This window comes from Rhodococcoides navarretei (assembly GCF_038069675.1).
In the GTDB taxonomy this organism is placed as follows: domain Bacteria; phylum Actinomycetota; class Actinomycetes; order Mycobacteriales; family Mycobacteriaceae; genus Rhodococcoides; species Rhodococcoides navarretei.
Map to the genome: position 1 here is coordinate 1,015,787 of NZ_JBBPCN010000001.1, position 14,319 is coordinate 1,030,105.

The following is a 14,319-nucleotide window of genomic DNA, read 5'->3' on the forward strand; positions in this document are numbered from 1 at the left end:
CCTTAACGGTGGCGAGGGCTGGATCAGTGGCGGCCGGTCGGTACGGCTAGCGTGCAGGTCATGACCGATCCGATGCAGCTCGACCGCGAATCCGACCCCGATTACGACCACCACGGCGGCTTCCCGCGTTTCGTGCCGGCGAAGGTGGGGCCGGAGTACGGACAGTTGCTCGAGGCATTGCGCACCGTGCAGGATCTCGCCGTGTCGACCTCGTTGCCCGCCGACGTCACCGAGGCAGCCGTGAGCAAGACTCGGGAATTGATCGAGTTGTTGGAGCCGCACGTGGTCGCGGAGGGGAAGCAGACCGCCGGACGACTTCCGCGGCTACCCGGTCGGGGTTCACTGTTGTTGCTGCCATGGGTCATCGAGAAGATCGACGCCGAGGGCGTGCGAAGCAGAGGCGTGTTCCGCCGCTTTCACCTCGGTGGAAACTCCGCCGCACACGGCGGCACGCTGCCGCTGCTGTTCGACGACCTCTTCGGCCTGGTCCAGCACGCGTACGGCAGGCCCATCAGCCGTACGGCATACCTGCACATCAACTACCGCAAGGTGACGCCGCTGAACACCGAGCTGATCGTCGAGGGCGCGGTGGATCGGGTCGAGGGACGCAAGACGTTCATCAACGCTCGGCTCACGGATCTGGACGGCAACCTGTTGGCCGACTGCGAGGCGTTGATGGTGCAGTTGCTCCCGGGGCAGCAATGATCCCCGCGATCGACGACATCCTGGACGGTGCTCATGTGCTCTCGATGCCGATGCGGACCAGGTTTCGCGGGATCACCACCCGTGAGGTGATGCTCGTTCGCGGACCGGCCGGATGGGGTGAGTTCTCCCCGTTTCCCGAGTACGACGACGTCGAGTCGGCCCCGTGGCTGGCGTCGGCGATCGAGGCCGCGTGGGACGGCCCGCCCAGTCCGCAGCGTCGACGCATCCCGGTGAACGCGACCGTTCCCGCCGTTGCCGCCTCGGAGGTGGCATCGGTGTTGAGCCGGTCTCCCGGTGCCGAGACCGCCAAGGTCAAGGTGGCCGAGAAGGGGCAGAGCCTGGCCGACGACGTCGCTCGCGTCCGCGCGGTTCGCGAGCTGGTGCCGCGGGTCCGAATAGACGCCAACGGCGGCTGGAGCGTCGACGAGGCGGTGGCGGCGCTGGCGGCCCTGACTGCCGACGGCCCCCTCGAGTACGCGGAGCAGCCGTGCGCCTCGGTGCCGGAGTTGGTGGAAGTTCGGCGTCGGGTGCCCGGGGTGCGGATCGCTGCCGACGAGAGCATTCGCCGGGCCGAGGATCCGATGAAGGTTGTCCGGGCCGGCGGAGCGGATATCGCGGTGCTCAAGGTTGCCCCACTCGGCGGGATGCGGGCCGTACTCGAGCTGGCAGGCGAGCTGGGCGAGTACGGCGTTCCGGTGGTGGTGTCGAGTGCTCTGGACTCGTCGGTCGGCATCTCGTCGGGGCTGGCCGCAGCTGCTGCGCTGCCGCATCTCGAATTCGCCTGCGGTCTCGGAACGGGCGCACTGTTCGTTCGAGACGTCGCACCCTCGCCCGAGGTGATCGACGGAACGTACCCGGTCGACACCCTCGAACCCGATGCGCAAGCGCTGATCGAGCTCGATGCCGACGCCGATCGCACACAGTGGTGGATCGAACGAGTTCGGCGTTGCCACGCCCTTCTGCGGTAGTCTTGCGCCCGGTCCGCGTGGGGCCGCTGACATATCTGGGAGGAAACTCGAAGTGGTTGCTGCACTAAAGGATTCGCTACTCGACGAGTCGAAGGCCGACGCTCTGCGCGTCGATGTTCTGGCTCTGATCGACGCCGAGGTCGCGGACAAGAAGGGCGCGAGCGGACTCGCGGTCAAGGGGGGATACGGCGCGGTGAAGAAGGTCGGACCGTCGTACATCGACAATGCGGTCTCGGCTCTGTGGCCCGATTTCGTCGACAAGCTCGACCCGTTCTGGCAGTCGTACAACGCTGCTCCTCAGGGCACGTTCGGTGACTACCTCGTCGCCAACGGTGACGCCGCGTCCGACGCGTTGCTCTCGGTCACCGATGCTCGCATCGAGGAGACCGACAAGTCCGTCGTCAAGAAGTTCTACGGCAGCCTGCGTGGTTCGGCGAAGAAGAACGTCACCGAGGCACTGCCGCGCGTCGGCGATCTGGTCGCCAAGCACGCCTGAGCGGCTTCGCCGCATGTGCGCGGAAGTTCGTAGCCTGCTACGAATTTCTGCTCACATGCGCGTAGCGCTCAATCGCTCCCAGTCGGCTTCCGTCTGATCCGCGTACAACTGCGCGAACCGGCACAGTGCCACCTCGAGGGCGTCGGAATCACCGGTGTATCCCGAGATCATCGACGCGCCACTCGTTCGCGCGTGTCCCTTGGCCAGGAGTCGGCCCACCACGCGCGCGTAGTCCACCAGAGCCGCCGCATTGATCGACGAGAGGTCGATTGTCCCCTTCATGTTGCGGAACTGGCGCACGTAGTACTGCCGTCCGTCGATGGTGGTCCAGCCCAGCAGCGGATCGCTGACGGTTTGCAGATCCTGCTGATACTCGACGACCCGCTGGCCCTGATGGTCGTGCCACGCGGATTCGCCGTGCACGTACGGCGCTAGTACCGAGCGTCTGGCCTGCTTGAGCTGCAGAAACACCACATCGTCCTCGCTGGTGCCCTCGAGCAGTGCCACGTACGCCCGAAGCCCGACACTGCCGACCCCGACGACACGATGCGCGACGTCGATCAGGGTGTAGCCGCCGAGCACTCGACGCCAGTGTGGAGTGAGGGTGAGCAGGTACTCGTCCAGTCCGACGGCGAGAAGGTCTTCGTCCTCCGCCGAGATGCGCGTGGTGATCGGCGGTTCCTCGACGATTCTGCGCTTGCCCTCGTGCTTCTCGGTGAAACGCGGTAGAACGCGGTCACTGGTGCGTCGACGCGCCTTCTTGGTGGCGCGTTTGATCTCCTTGCGCAGCGAGCCCTCGGTGGCGTCACGCTGCAGCTTCTCGGCCGTCAGTCGCTGGAACGACCGGGACATCAGCGGCTCGTCGGCAAGTCTGGCCACCTCGATGCGATAGGCGGACACACAGGCGGTGACGGCATCGCGACACTGATCCTCGCTGCGGCCGTTCTGCCGCCCCGCCACCCAGATGCTCGCGGCGAGGCGTCGGAGATCCCATTCCCAGGCCCCCGGGTGTGCCTCGTCGAAGTCGTTCAGGTCGATGACGAGGTCGCGTTCGGGGGAGGCGTAGAACCCGAAATTGCCCAGGTGGGCGTCGCCGCTGATCACCGGATTGATACCGGTCGACGGCAGCATCGCCACATCCCGAGCCATGACGATGGCCGTGCCGCGCAGGAATCCGTACGGGGACTCGACCATGCGCTCGAGGCGCGTCGGAATCAGCCATTCGATGCGGCCCTGGTGCGAGTACTCGATCTGCTTGACCGGGTCGGGTCGATCCGGCGGCGGCGTCCACTCGCCCAGTGAGGCGAGCGGGACCTTGTCGCGCAGGCGTCGACCCAGTTCGTAGCGTTCGGCGCGGGGGAGAGGGCGGGCGCGCAGGGAGGCGAATGCCGCCCCGTCGACCTCGACCGAGTCGGTGACGACCGTGTGACCTTTTCCGAAGCCGGGCATGTGAGATGACACTAATCGAGCGTTACGGGGCGGCTTTACCGAACTTCCAGTATCCGGTGAAGCAGATCTGCGACTTGGGTACCGAACGCTCGTTCACCAGGTATCTACGCAGGCCCGTCGCCAGTCCCTGTTCTCCCGCGACGTAGACGAAGGGGACGCCGTCCGGGAGCTCGGCCTTCTGCACTGCGGCCAACGCAGCGTCCCCGGGCTTCGCAAGCGGAGTGGGCCGCACAATCCAGTTCAGCTCGACGCCTGCGTGCATGTTCGGCTTCTGGATGTCGGCCTCGGTCGGGACTTCGATGAAGGCCCTGACTCGAACGTCCTCCGGTGACGACCGCAGAATGCCGAGTATGGCCGGGGCCGCGCTCTCGTCGCCGACCAGCAACTGCCAGCTCGATCGTCCGTCGAACGTGTAGATGCGTCCTTCGTCGAAGATCGCGACGCGGTCGCCTGGAACCGCCCTGGTAGCCCACGCCGACGCCGGACCACTGTGACCAGGCGCTCCGCCGGCTCCACTCCCATGCACGACGAAGTCCACATCCAGCTCCGGGCCGTCCCCGTACGTGCCTTGTCCCGCAGCGCGGTACCGGCTGATCGTGTAGTTGCGGACCACCGGTTTGGTGTCCTTCGAGAACGTCAGATACTGGGCGTACCAGAGCATCGACGTGGCGCTGGGGATGCGCGGCTCGTCCTGGCCCGGCTGCGGTAGGAACAGGCGAAACCAGTGGTCGTAGCCCATGTAGCGGAAGTTCGACAACGAATCGCCGCCGAGGGTGACCCGGATGAAGCTGGGGCTGATTCGGTCGCTTCCGAGCACGGTCAGACGGTAGAACGCGGGGTTCTCCGGTTTGAGGTACTTGCTCATGCCGGAGAGGTTAGCTGACCCTAAGTAGCTGTGGGGTCGTGTCGATTTCTCACTCGGACCTACCGCGTCGATAGCGCTGGACCAGCTTGGCTCCGACGGGTACTGCGAACAACATCATGAACACTCGGATCACCTGTGCGGCCACGACGAAGGTGACGTTCGCGCCGGTCGACGCCGCGATGGCCAGCACCGCGTAGACCCCGCCGGGAGTGGTCGCGAGGTAGCCCTCGTAGCCGCTCGTCCCCGTCGCGGACGCCAACCACAATCCGAGCATCGCGCAGCCGACCGTGACGGCGACGATCAACATCAGTGACGCAGGCAGCACGCGCGAGATCGACTTCAAGCTGGCGACGGTGAAGCGCAGACCGGCCTGCCAGCCGATGACGATGTAGGCCGCCCACAGCAGCAGGGTCGGTACGGACGCGTCGAACGACCACCCGAGCACGTCGGCGAGCGTGGCAATGATCAGCGGGCCGAGCAGGGCGGGGGCGGGCAGTCGGATCACCTTCGCCAGCATCACCCCGATGACGCCGCAGATCAGGACGAAGGCGAGATCTATCCAGAGCGCCTCGTGCACATCGGCGGTGACCGGCGATTGTCCGGGCTGCGCTTGGAACACCAGGGTCGCAACCAGTGGCAACGTGGTGGTCACCAGCACGACGCGGAGGTACTGCACCACCGCCACCACGCGTTCGTCGCCGCCGAGCTCCTGCGTGATCGCCACCAGTCCCGACGCTCCGCCTGCCACGAGGGCGAGGGAGCCGGTCAGTGAATCGATGTCTTTGCGTAGCCCGAGCAGCGCGCCGGCCGCGATCGACAGCAGCAGGGTTCCGATGCACGCCAGCAGTACCGGCAGCCAGGTATCGCCGAGTGAGCTCAGGGTCTCGCGCTGCACCAGCGTCCCGATCTCGACGCCGAGTATCGCCTGAGCCGCCATCCCGAGTCGGCGTGGCAGCGGCGCTCTTTCGGTGCCCGTCGTCGGAGCCCACCCGGCGAGCGCGAACACGATGGCCACCAACAGCGCAACGAACAGTGCAGCAGACGGCACCCCGAGCGCGTCGGCTCCGACGGTCAGTCCGACCGTGACGGCTATCAGCAGCAGCCAGCGAATCAAGAAGGTCGCTCGATCTCACGAACCTCGGGCGGCAATCCCCACTCGGTGCGGCCTAGGCGACTGAGCGGGGCAATGGTCTCGAACTCGGGGAGTCCGTCCTCGGCGAGGAATTCGGGGCGTACCGACAGCGCGACGACGGTGCCCATGACGACGAAACAGTTTCCCACCTCGACGACGCGATGCAGCGTCGCTTCGATGGCGATCGGTGCGGCCGCCACACGCGGCGGCGTCACGATCGCACTGGGTTCGCTCTCGATGCCGACCGCCTCGAACTCGCTGACGCCGTGATCGAAGCTCGCCGAGCTGTCGTTGACCTGATCGACCAACGGCGCCGTCGCCAGATTGACGACGAACTCGCCGGTGGCCTCGATGTTGCGCAGACTGTCCTTGCGGCTCACCGACGTGAACTGCACGACCGGTGGCTCCACCGAGGAGACCGTGAAGAAGCTGTAGGGCGCGAGGTTCGCCACACCGTCGGCGGAGACGGTGGACACCCACGCGATGGGCCTGGGCACTACCGACGCAGTCAGCAGCTGGTAGAAGCGACGTGGGGTGACCTCTTCGGGTCGAAAGACTGTACGCACCTCTCAATACTGTCAAAGCCCGGTTGCGGCGGCCGACCGGAGCATCTGACACTCTGGAAACTGTGAATCCGTCCACCGCTCAGGCCACTGCTGTCGTCGACGAACTGGCGCGCAGCGGCATCGAAGACGTCGTGCTGTGCCCCGGCTCGCGCAACGCCCCGTTGGCGTTCGCTTTGCAGGAAGCCGACGCGGCCGGACGTCTGCGATTGCACATGCGGATCGACGAACGGACCGCCGGATTTCTGGCCATCGGACTGAGCCTGGGTAGCGGCCAACCCGTACCGGTGGTGATGACGTCGGGAACGGCGGTGGCAAACCTCGGGCCCGCCGTACTCGAAGCGAACTACGCCCGCATCCCGCTGATCGTCATCAGTGCCAACCGGCCCTACGAGATGCTCGGCACCGGAGCCAACCAGACCATCGAGCAGCTCGGCCTCTTCGGATCCCAGGTTCGCGCAACCATCAGCCTCGGGCTGGCCGAAGAGGAGCCGAAACAGAACAGTCAGTGGCGCAGCGCGGTCTCGCGAGTCATCGCTGCTGCGCGCGGCGCGCGCTCGGGCAACGCCGGACCCGTGCACTTCGATATTCCACTGCGTGAACCCCTGGTTCCTGCCCTCGGCGATCCGGGGGCGCGGCCCGAAGGGCGTCCGGACGGAATGCCGTGGACGACGACCACCCAGGCGACGTTGGACGTGCCGGTCGAGCTCGATCTCTCGGTTGACACCGTGGTCGTCTCCGGACACGGCGGCGGCGTCCGTCCGGAGCTCGCCGGCTTGCCGACCGTCGCCGAGCCGACCGCGCCGCTGCACGGAATTGCGTTGCACCCCTTGGCTCTGGCGCAGCTGAAACCGCGTCAGGCCGTCATCACCGGTCGTCCGACATTGCACCGTCAGGTCTCGGCGCTGCTGGCCGACCCCGCCGTCGATGTCATCGCGCTCACCACCGGGCCGCGTTGGCCCGACGTCTCTGGCAACGTACTGGCGACAGGAACCCGCGCCATCACCACCGGTGCGCCCGATCCCGCCTGGATCGCCCGCTGCGCTGCGCTGTCCGAGCGCGCTGAAAAGGCTGTGCACGAACAACTTCGAGAGCATCCCAAGCCTACGGGTCTGCACGTGGCCGACGTCGTGATGTCCGCGCTGCAGCCCGGCGATCAGCTGGTGCTCGGAGCCTCCAACCCTGTGCGCGACGCGGCCCTGGTCTCGACTCCGATCCCTGGGGTGAAGGTTCTGTCCAACCGCGGCGTTGCCGGCATCGACGGCACCGTCTCGACGGCGATCGGTGCCGCGATGGCCGGAAAGCGGCGCACCATAGCGCTTCTCGGTGATCTGACGTTCCTGCACGACGCGGCGGGCATGCTCATCGGAACCGGCGAGCCGCGCCCCGACGATCTGACGATCGTCGTCGCCAACGACGACGGCGGTGGCATCTTCGAGCTGCTCGAGCAGGGGGATCCGCAGTATGCCGGCGTGTTCGAGCGAGTCTTCGGCACACCACACGGAATGGATCTCGGAGCGCTGTGCGGGGCCTATCGCGTCGAGCATCGGTTGGTCGAATTGTCCGAGCTGGCAACCGAACTCACCGCACATGCCGTGGGAATCAGAGTGTTGGAAGTGACCACGGAGCGATCGGGATTGCGGGATCTGCACGCGGCGATCCGCGCCCGGCTCTAGCTCTGTTGCGCTGCAACCCATTCGAGAGTTTCGCCGGTTTCCTGATCGATCATGTCCTTGATCATCTTGTTGATCAGGTCCTCGATCTTGCCGCCGACGAGTGGGATCTTGACCGTCGATTCACCCACGATGATCAACTTCGCGCCGGTGCCGTCGGGCTGCAGTGACAACGTGCCGGTGATCTTCGCCGGAAGGCCGGTGGTGCTACCGGTCAGCGTTCCCTCGGCGTGGTCGCCCTCGAGCGGACCCCAGTAATCGGTGCGGGAGACGATCAGCTTGCCCTTGATGACCTTGGTGACGAATCCGGGGAGCTCGTTGGTGCCGACCTCTTCGGAGATGTCGACCGTCAGGCCGCCGTCGTCGTGCTTGGTCAGCTCGTACCCGTCTGTCTTCTTCGCCTTGGCGAAGCGCGCCATCCACTGGTCCTCACTGGTCAGTGCTGCGTGCACTTCAGCGGGAGGATTGGACGCGCGGAGTGTGTGTTCGAAGCTGCGAGACATGAGAGCAGACGCTACCCGAGCCGAGCCCGATCGGCTGCGAAGTAATCTGTCGAAGTGACCGACACAGCCCGAGGCAGCCGAACCCTGCGCAGGACCCGGCTGATCGTGCTCGTGGTCGCTACCGCGATCTCGGTGTTGGCGGTGTTGCTGGTGGTCGGAGCGTGGCGAAACGACGTCACCATCGATTCCGACAAGGGCACCGCCACCGCCGAGGTGCTGTCGGCGGGCAAGTTGCGGTCGGCCGTCAGCTTCATCACTCCGGACGGCGTGACGCACAACCCGGCGCTCGGCGTCCTGTATCCCACCAACCTCGTCGCGGGCCAGCGCATCGAGGTGGAGTACTACAAGGCCGAACCCGACGACGTCGAGCTGCTGGTGCGGGTCGCCGGCCGTGACGCCACCGTCGCCATCGTCCCGGCAGGATCGGTCATCGTCGTTACCTGGCTCATCGCGGGGCCCGTATTGTTCTGGCTCCGTCGCAAGGAGACACAGCGCAAGGAGGCCGAATATGCGTAATGCCAAGCAGTGGGTCATCGCCGCTCTCGCCGCAGTGGCCGGGTTCGCGTTGGTGAACTTCGGCAACATCGCGTCCTCGATCGTCGTGATGGTGCTTGTCGTGGTGTTCCTGCTCGTTCTGACGACTCCGGTGCTGTATCCGCGTTCTCTGTCCGACGATGCTTCACGAGTGCTCGCCGCGGACCGGTCCGTTCCGTTGATCTACTGGCGGCCGGGATGCATCTTCTGCCTGCGGCTGCGGGTGGCCCTGTTGCTGCGCGGGAAGAAAGCAGTGTGGACGAGCATCCGTCAGGATCCGGCAGCGGCAGCGCGGGTCCGGTCGGTCAACTACGGCAACGAGACGGTCCCGACGGTGTTCGCCCCGTCCGAGCACCGCACCAACCCCGATCCGTCGTGGGTGATCACGCAATTCGTGTGACGTTGGCCCACACGTAACGTTGTCCATACCTGGTCGACGGCGAGGCCGCCCACACTGAGGACCGTGCGAGTAGCCATCGTTGCGGAATCGTTCTTACCCAACATGAACGGCGTCACCCACTCGGTGATCCGTGTCCTCGAACACCTCGACAGGACCGGGCACGATGCCATCGTCATCGCCCCGGACAATCCGTCCGGCCCGAAGGCCGAAACGTGGCACGACAACGTTCCGGTGTATCGGGTGCCGTCCGTGATGGTTCCGAAGGTGAGCTCGTTGCCCGTCGGGGTGCCCGGACTCGGGATGGTGTCGGCCTTGCGCGAATTCGCCCCCGACGTCGTACATCTGGCCTCGCCGTTCCTGCTCGGAGCCGGCGGCCTGGCCGCCGCCAACCGGTTGGACGTGCCCGCAGTTGCCGTCTACCAGACCGATGTCGCCGGTTTCGCCGCCAGTTATGGCCTGGGCCTGACCTCGAAGGCGGCGTGGCGCTGGACCAGGAGACTGCACCGCGGCGCGGCCCGCACCCTGGCACCGTCCACCTCCGCCGTCGACGCCTTGGAGCTGCACGGCATCCCGCGCGTCCATCGGTGGGCCAGGGGAGTGGACGCGGTCCGCTTCGCACCCTCTGCCAAGTCGCAGACGCTCAGAACCCAGTGGGGAGCCGGAGACAAACTGATCGTCGGCTTCGTCGGCAGGCTCGCCCCCGAGAAGCACGTCGAGCGGCTTGCCGTCCTGGCCACGGATCCGTCGATCCAGCTGGTGATCGTCGGCGGCGGACCCGACACGGCAACCTTGCAGGCGCTGATGCCGAACGCCATCTTCACCGGCCAACTCGGCGGAGCCGAACTCGCACAGGCCTATGCCAGCTTCGACATCTTCGTGCATCCAGGCGAACACGAAACCTTCTGCCAGGCAGTGCAGGAAGCACTTGCCAGCGGAGTGCCCGTCATCGGACCGGACGCCGGCGGCCCGCGCGATCTGATCTCGCACTGCCGCAACGGCTATCTGCTGCCGGTCGACAAGTTCACCGAATTGCTGCCGAGCGCAGTCGGAGCCCTCGCCGAGCCCGTCACCCGCGCCCGTTTCGGCGACGCCGCCCGCAAGTCGGTTCTACACCGCACCTGGCCGGCCATCTGCGACGAGCTGATCTCCCATTACTACGACGTGCAAGGCATCACAGCACCGCGGATACAAAAGATTGCTTGAGTAGTCTGGACCTCGTGGCCCAGACATCACGCGCAACCCTGGCAAAAGAGCCCCACGAGGTGGCGTCGATGTTCGACGGCGTCGCTCGGCGATACGACATCACCAACACGGTTCTGTCGTTCGGGCAGGATCGTAGTTGGCGCAAGCTGACGCGGCGAGCCCTGGACCTGAAACCGGGTGAGCGAGTACTGGACCTTGCCGCGGGCACCGGCGTCTCGACGGTCGAACTCGGCCTCAGCGGAGCCTGGTGCGTGGCCACCGACTTCTCCAAGGGCATGCTGCAAGCCGGGCTGCAACGCGGCGTGCCGATGGTTGCCGGTGATGCCATGGCACTGCCCTACGCCGACGCGAGCTTCGATGCCGCCACCATCTCGTTCGGCCTCCGCAACGTCTCGGATTTCGATGCCGGGCTGCGCGAGATCGCCCGCGTCACCAAGCCGGGTGGACGCCTCGTGGTGTCGGAATTCTCCACTCCGGTGTTCGGCCCGTTCCGCACCGTGTACATGGAGTACCTGATGAAGGCGTTGCCGAAAGTCGCTCGCACCGTGAGCAGTAACCCCGATGCCTACGTCTACCTCGCGGAGTCGATCCGGGCCTGGCCGACGCAAGAGCAATTGGCCCAGCGCATCGCCGACGCCGGCTGGACCGACGTACAATGGCGCAACCTTACCGGCGGAATCGTGGCGCTGCACAAGGCAATTCGACCGTAGAACGGTTCACGGAAAAGGCGCGAGCGGAGCCCGCGGAGCGAGCAATCACGAAAACGGCGGCCGGGAATCGATTTTCAGTGACCCGGTTCCCGATGCCCGCCAGGTGCGGGCCACGAGGTCGCTGTCGGCTTCGGTGATCAGGTTGCCCATGCAGCGAACGGCAACCTTCATCAGTGCCCGCGAGCGCATGCCCACCGGTCCCGCTGCGGGCAGGAATCTCGGCACTGTCAACAGGCCGGCGAGTCGTCGCGCGATGGAGAACGCCTGTCCGTAGTGCTCGCGCAGCAGGGTGGGCCAGGCTTCTGTGAGGTCGGGGTGATCGAGCAGGTCGACGACCATGCGGCCACCTTCGAGTCCGTAGTCGATGCCTTCGCCGTTGAGTGGGTTCACGCACGCTGCGGCGTCGCCGATGATGGCCCAGTTGGTACCCGCGACGCCGGAGACCGCTCCGCCCATCGGTAGCAGCGCCGACGCCACCGCGCGCAGCTCGCCTGTCAACGCCCATTCTGGACGCCGCTGCTCGGTGTAGAGGTCGAGCAGCGGCCGCAACGCGCCGGTTGCCGGTCTCGTGGCGGTGGCGAGCGTGCCGACGCCGATGTTGATGTTCCCGTCGTTCAGCGGGAAGACCCAGCCGTAACCGGGCTGCAGAGTGCCTGCGGCGTCACGCAATTCGAGGTGCGAGCTGATCCACTCGTCGTCGCTGCGTCCCGAGGTGATGTATGCGCGAGCCGCGACGCCGAACGCGGTGTCCCGATGCCACTGCCGGCCGAGTTGTTTGCCCAGGGTGGAGCGGACGCCGTCGGCGACGATCAGTGTGCGGCAGGAGATTTCGTGTGTTCCCGTAACGGTCTGCAGAGTCACCGATCGGACGGCGTTGCCCTCACGGGCGACGGCAACGGCCTTCGACCCCTCGGCCATGACCGCCCCGGATTCGACGGCGACAGTGCGAATGCGATCGTCCAATTCGGTTCGGGGTACGGCACTTCCGACGGTCGGCAGGGATTTGCTCGGCCACTCGAGCTGCAGTTCCTGGCCGAATCCGCTCAACCGCAGACCGCGATTTCGCGCTTTACCGCGCACCCATTCGCCGAGGCCGAGCTGATCGAGTTCGGCGACGGCGCGAGGCGTCAGGCCATCGCCGCAGGTCTTGTCGCGAGGAAAGACCGCTGCGTCGACGAGGACGACGTCGCGGCCGGATCGCGCTGCCCACGCCGCTGCGGACGATCCTGCTGGGCCCGCACCCACGACCAGGACGTCGGTCGAGGTGGGAGGGGACTGCGGGGGAGTGCTCACACACTCCAGTATCCCGATTTTGCGCAGGCGTGCGGCGAGGGCCTCCGGTTAACGCCGTGTGAACGCTTGTTTCATAGATTCAAAATCTATGGACGGATCGTTCATGGCGGGTCTAGCGTCTCCCACGTGCACCGACCGATCCTCCTTCTCGACTTCGACGGCACCGTCTGCCTCGGAGACGACCCAGTGTGGGCGTACGCCGACGCTGTTGCCGACTCTCTCGACGCGGCCTCTGCCGACACGCTGCGCGCCGGGTTGACGGCTTTCTTGGAAACCGGAGCGGGGGAGTTCGTGGATGGCTACTCCGCCGTTCAGCAGCTGTCGGTGGGCGTCGATGCTGCCGCCCTCGCCGCTGCGTACGCACACTCCCGTGAACGCCTGGCGACGGGAGAGCTCGAAGTATGGGCTCCCGCCGGCCTCGAGGACTTCCTCGGTCGTGTCTCGGCCGAGGTGGTCCTGGCCACCAATGCCCCACAGCGTGGCGTGGTGGAAACCCTCGAGCGTCTCGGCCTGATCGGGCGCATGGACCGTGTGTTCACCGATGCAGGTAAGCCCGAGAAGATGCCCGAGCTGGTGGGCTCATTGCTGGACACGCGGTCACCGCATGAACTGGCCAGCGTCGGCGACATCTGGCGCAACGATCTCGACGCCGCGCATCGTCGCGGTGCCGTCACCGCCTACATCGACCGTCACGGTCATCCTCGGCCCGAGGCGACATTCTGCGCCTCGACGTTTCCGGTCATGTACGACGCACTCCTCGAATGGTCCACCGATCCAGCAGCATTCGCACTCACTCACGAAGGACAGTCATGAGAATTCGTACACCCTTGCTCGCGGTGGTAGCCACCGGACTGCTCACCGCCTCGTTGGCCGGATGCGGTGCCCGCGACGAGTCCACCACCGAGTCCTCGGCTGCGTCGCCCTGCACCGGGTCCAGTGCTGCAGATGCGGCCGACCCGTCCGAGCTGACGCTGGCCCTCGTTCCCTCGGGTGACGCGAACAAGCTCGTCGAGACCGTCAAGCCGTTGCAGGACGCGCTGACCGAGCGCCTCGACATCCCCGTCCGCGGCGTCATCACCCAGGACTACCAGGCAGCGGTGGAGGCCATCGGTGCGAACCAGGCGCAGATCGGCATGCTGCCGCCGCTGCAGATGGTGCAGGCCTGCAACAAGTACGGCGCCGAGCCGGCTCTGCAGACCGTCCGCAAGGGCAAGACCACGTATGCGGCGCAGTTCTACACCAACAACCCCGACAAGTACTGCGACGACGCTCCCGTCACCGGAGCCAACGGCTTGCTGTATTGCAACGGCACCGAAGGTGGCACGGGCCCAGCAGGACTCGACTCGCTGAGCAAGATGAAGGACGCAAAAACCGTCATGCTGCAGTCCGCGTCCTCGGCCGGATTCGTCTTCCCCTCCGCCGCCCTGAAGGCTGCGGGCATCGACTCGACCACCGACCTCGACCTGACGCAGGTCACCTCGCACCCGGCGGCAGTGCTGTCGGTGAACAATGGCGACGACGAGGTGGGTGTGTCGTTCTGGGACGCCCGCGAGACCGTCGTGAAGGACACCCCCGATGTGGCGAAGAATCTGGTGGTCTTCGCGCTGACCAACGAGATCCCCAACGACGGTGTCTCGATCAGCAGTTCGCTCAGCCCTGATCTGCAGCAGCGCATCTCGGACGCGATGGAGGATTACGCGTCCACCCCCGAGGGTGTCGATGCCCTGACGGCGATCTATCAGATCACCGGGCTCGACAAGGCCGATCCCGCCGCGCTGCAGCAGGCGCAGACCGAGGCGGACTCCATCGGCCTGGGGAACTGACT

16 protein-coding genes are annotated in these 14,319 nt (G+C 66.1%); 10 read left to right on the plus strand and 6 right to left on the minus strand.

Annotated features, from left to right (window positions below):
• Window positions 1-60: 60 nt before the first annotated feature.
• Genes AABD04_RS05075 through AABD04_RS05085 form a run of 3 tightly spaced genes read left to right on the plus strand, consistent with a single transcriptional unit; the run spans window position 61 to window position 2,169 of the window.
• A complete protein-coding gene (locus AABD04_RS05075) occupies window positions 61-705 on the plus strand; it encodes a PaaI family thioesterase (protein ID WP_243596393.1) in 645 nt (214 codons plus the stop codon).
• The gene (locus AABD04_RS05080; RefSeq protein ID WP_341440449.1) at window positions 702-1,673 is read left to right on the plus strand and encodes an o-succinylbenzoate synthase; all 972 of its coding nucleotides are present in this window, start codon (window positions 702-704) and stop codon (window positions 1,671-1,673) included. The genes AABD04_RS05075 and AABD04_RS05080 overlap by 4 nt, the downstream gene beginning before the upstream one ends.
• A 52-nt stretch (window positions 1,674-1,725) precedes the next feature.
• The gene (locus AABD04_RS05085) at window positions 1,726-2,169 is read left to right on the plus strand and encodes a DUF6918 family protein (RefSeq protein WP_008713795.1); all 444 of its coding nucleotides are present in this window, start codon (window positions 1,726-1,728) and stop codon (window positions 2,167-2,169) included.
• A gap of 51 nt (window positions 2,170-2,220) precedes the next feature.
• Here AABD04_RS05085 and AABD04_RS05090 read toward each other — a convergent pair whose 3' ends face one another.
• From AABD04_RS05090 to AABD04_RS05105, 4 genes are read right to left on the minus strand one after another with little or no spacing between them, the layout of a single operon-like run.
• Window positions 2,221-3,618, minus strand: a complete 1,398-nt coding sequence (locus AABD04_RS05090) for a DUF2252 domain-containing protein (protein ID WP_008713796.1) — start codon at window positions 3,616-3,618, stop codon at window positions 2,221-2,223.
• 22 nt (window positions 3,619-3,640) lie between these two features.
• Entirely contained in the window at window positions 3,641-4,483 is an 843-nt protein-coding gene (locus tag AABD04_RS05095; RefSeq protein ID WP_341440450.1) for a siderophore-interacting protein, read from the minus strand.
• A gap of 49 nt (window positions 4,484-4,532) precedes the next feature.
• Complete coding sequence (locus AABD04_RS05100; protein WP_243608482.1) at window positions 4,533-5,597, minus strand: AbrB family transcriptional regulator; 1,065 nt, start codon at window positions 5,595-5,597, stop codon at window positions 4,533-4,535.
• Window positions 5,594-6,181 (minus strand): flavin reductase family protein, encoded by a 588-nt coding sequence (locus tag AABD04_RS05105; protein WP_057475208.1) that lies wholly within the window; start codon window positions 6,179-6,181, stop codon window positions 5,594-5,596. The genes AABD04_RS05100 and AABD04_RS05105 overlap by 4 nt, the downstream gene beginning before the upstream one ends.
• A 62-nt stretch (window positions 6,182-6,243) precedes the next feature.
• Between AABD04_RS05105 and menD the strand changes: the two genes are divergently transcribed.
• Window positions 6,244-7,854: a 2-succinyl-5-enolpyruvyl-6-hydroxy-3-cyclohexene-1-carboxylic-acid synthase gene (gene menD / locus AABD04_RS05110; protein ID WP_243608481.1), complete on the plus strand. Its 1,611-nt coding sequence runs from the start codon at window positions 6,244-6,246 to the stop codon at window positions 7,852-7,854.
• Here the strand turns inward: menD and AABD04_RS05115 are convergent.
• Complete coding sequence (locus AABD04_RS05115) at window positions 7,851-8,354, minus strand: DUF2505 domain-containing protein (RefSeq protein ID WP_057475210.1); 504 nt, start codon at window positions 8,352-8,354, stop codon at window positions 7,851-7,853. The genes menD and AABD04_RS05115 overlap by 4 nt on opposite strands.
• 54 nt (window positions 8,355-8,408) lie before the next feature.
• Between AABD04_RS05115 and AABD04_RS05120 the strand changes: the two genes are divergently transcribed.
• The 4 genes from AABD04_RS05120 (at window position 8,409) to AABD04_RS05135 (ending at window position 11,201) form a co-directional block, all read left to right on the plus strand.
• Window positions 8,409-8,870, plus strand: coding sequence for a DUF3592 domain-containing protein (locus AABD04_RS05120; RefSeq protein ID WP_243608480.1), 462 nt, complete (start codon window positions 8,409-8,411; stop codon window positions 8,868-8,870).
• Window positions 8,863-9,288: a glutaredoxin domain-containing protein gene (locus tag AABD04_RS05125; RefSeq protein WP_243608479.1), complete on the plus strand. Its 426-nt coding sequence runs from the start codon at window positions 8,863-8,865 to the stop codon at window positions 9,286-9,288. Before AABD04_RS05120 ends, AABD04_RS05125 begins: the two co-directional genes overlap by 8 nt.
• Before the next feature lie 63 nt (window positions 9,289-9,351).
• The gene (locus tag AABD04_RS05130) at window positions 9,352-10,491 is read left to right on the plus strand and encodes a glycosyltransferase family 4 protein (protein WP_200936474.1); all 1,140 of its coding nucleotides are present in this window, start codon (window positions 9,352-9,354) and stop codon (window positions 10,489-10,491) included.
• A 14-nt stretch (window positions 10,492-10,505) separates the two neighbouring features.
• Window positions 10,506-11,201 carry a demethylmenaquinone methyltransferase gene (locus AABD04_RS05135; protein WP_243608478.1) on the plus strand — a complete coding sequence of 232 codons (696 nt, stop codon included), beginning with the start codon at window positions 10,506-10,508 and terminating at the stop codon, window positions 11,199-11,201.
• A 45-nt stretch (window positions 11,202-11,246) separates the two neighbouring features.
• Here AABD04_RS05135 and AABD04_RS05140 read toward each other — a convergent pair whose 3' ends face one another.
• Window positions 11,247-12,494, minus strand: coding sequence for a geranylgeranyl reductase family protein (locus AABD04_RS05140; protein WP_243608477.1), 1,248 nt, complete (start codon window positions 12,492-12,494; stop codon window positions 11,247-11,249).
• A gap of 126 nt (window positions 12,495-12,620) precedes the next feature.
• On the opposite strand from AABD04_RS05140, the gene AABD04_RS05145 reads away from it, so the two are divergent.
• Both AABD04_RS05145 and phnD read left to right on the plus strand, forming a co-directional pair.
• Window positions 12,621-13,307, plus strand: coding sequence for an HAD family hydrolase (locus tag AABD04_RS05145; protein ID WP_243608476.1), 687 nt, complete (start codon window positions 12,621-12,623; stop codon window positions 13,305-13,307).
• A complete protein-coding gene (gene phnD / locus AABD04_RS05150) occupies window positions 13,304-14,317 on the plus strand; it encodes a phosphate/phosphite/phosphonate ABC transporter substrate-binding protein (RefSeq protein WP_243608475.1) in 1,014 nt (337 codons plus the stop codon). Before AABD04_RS05145 ends, phnD begins: the two co-directional genes overlap by 4 nt.
• Window positions 14,318-14,319: the final 2 nt, after the last annotated feature.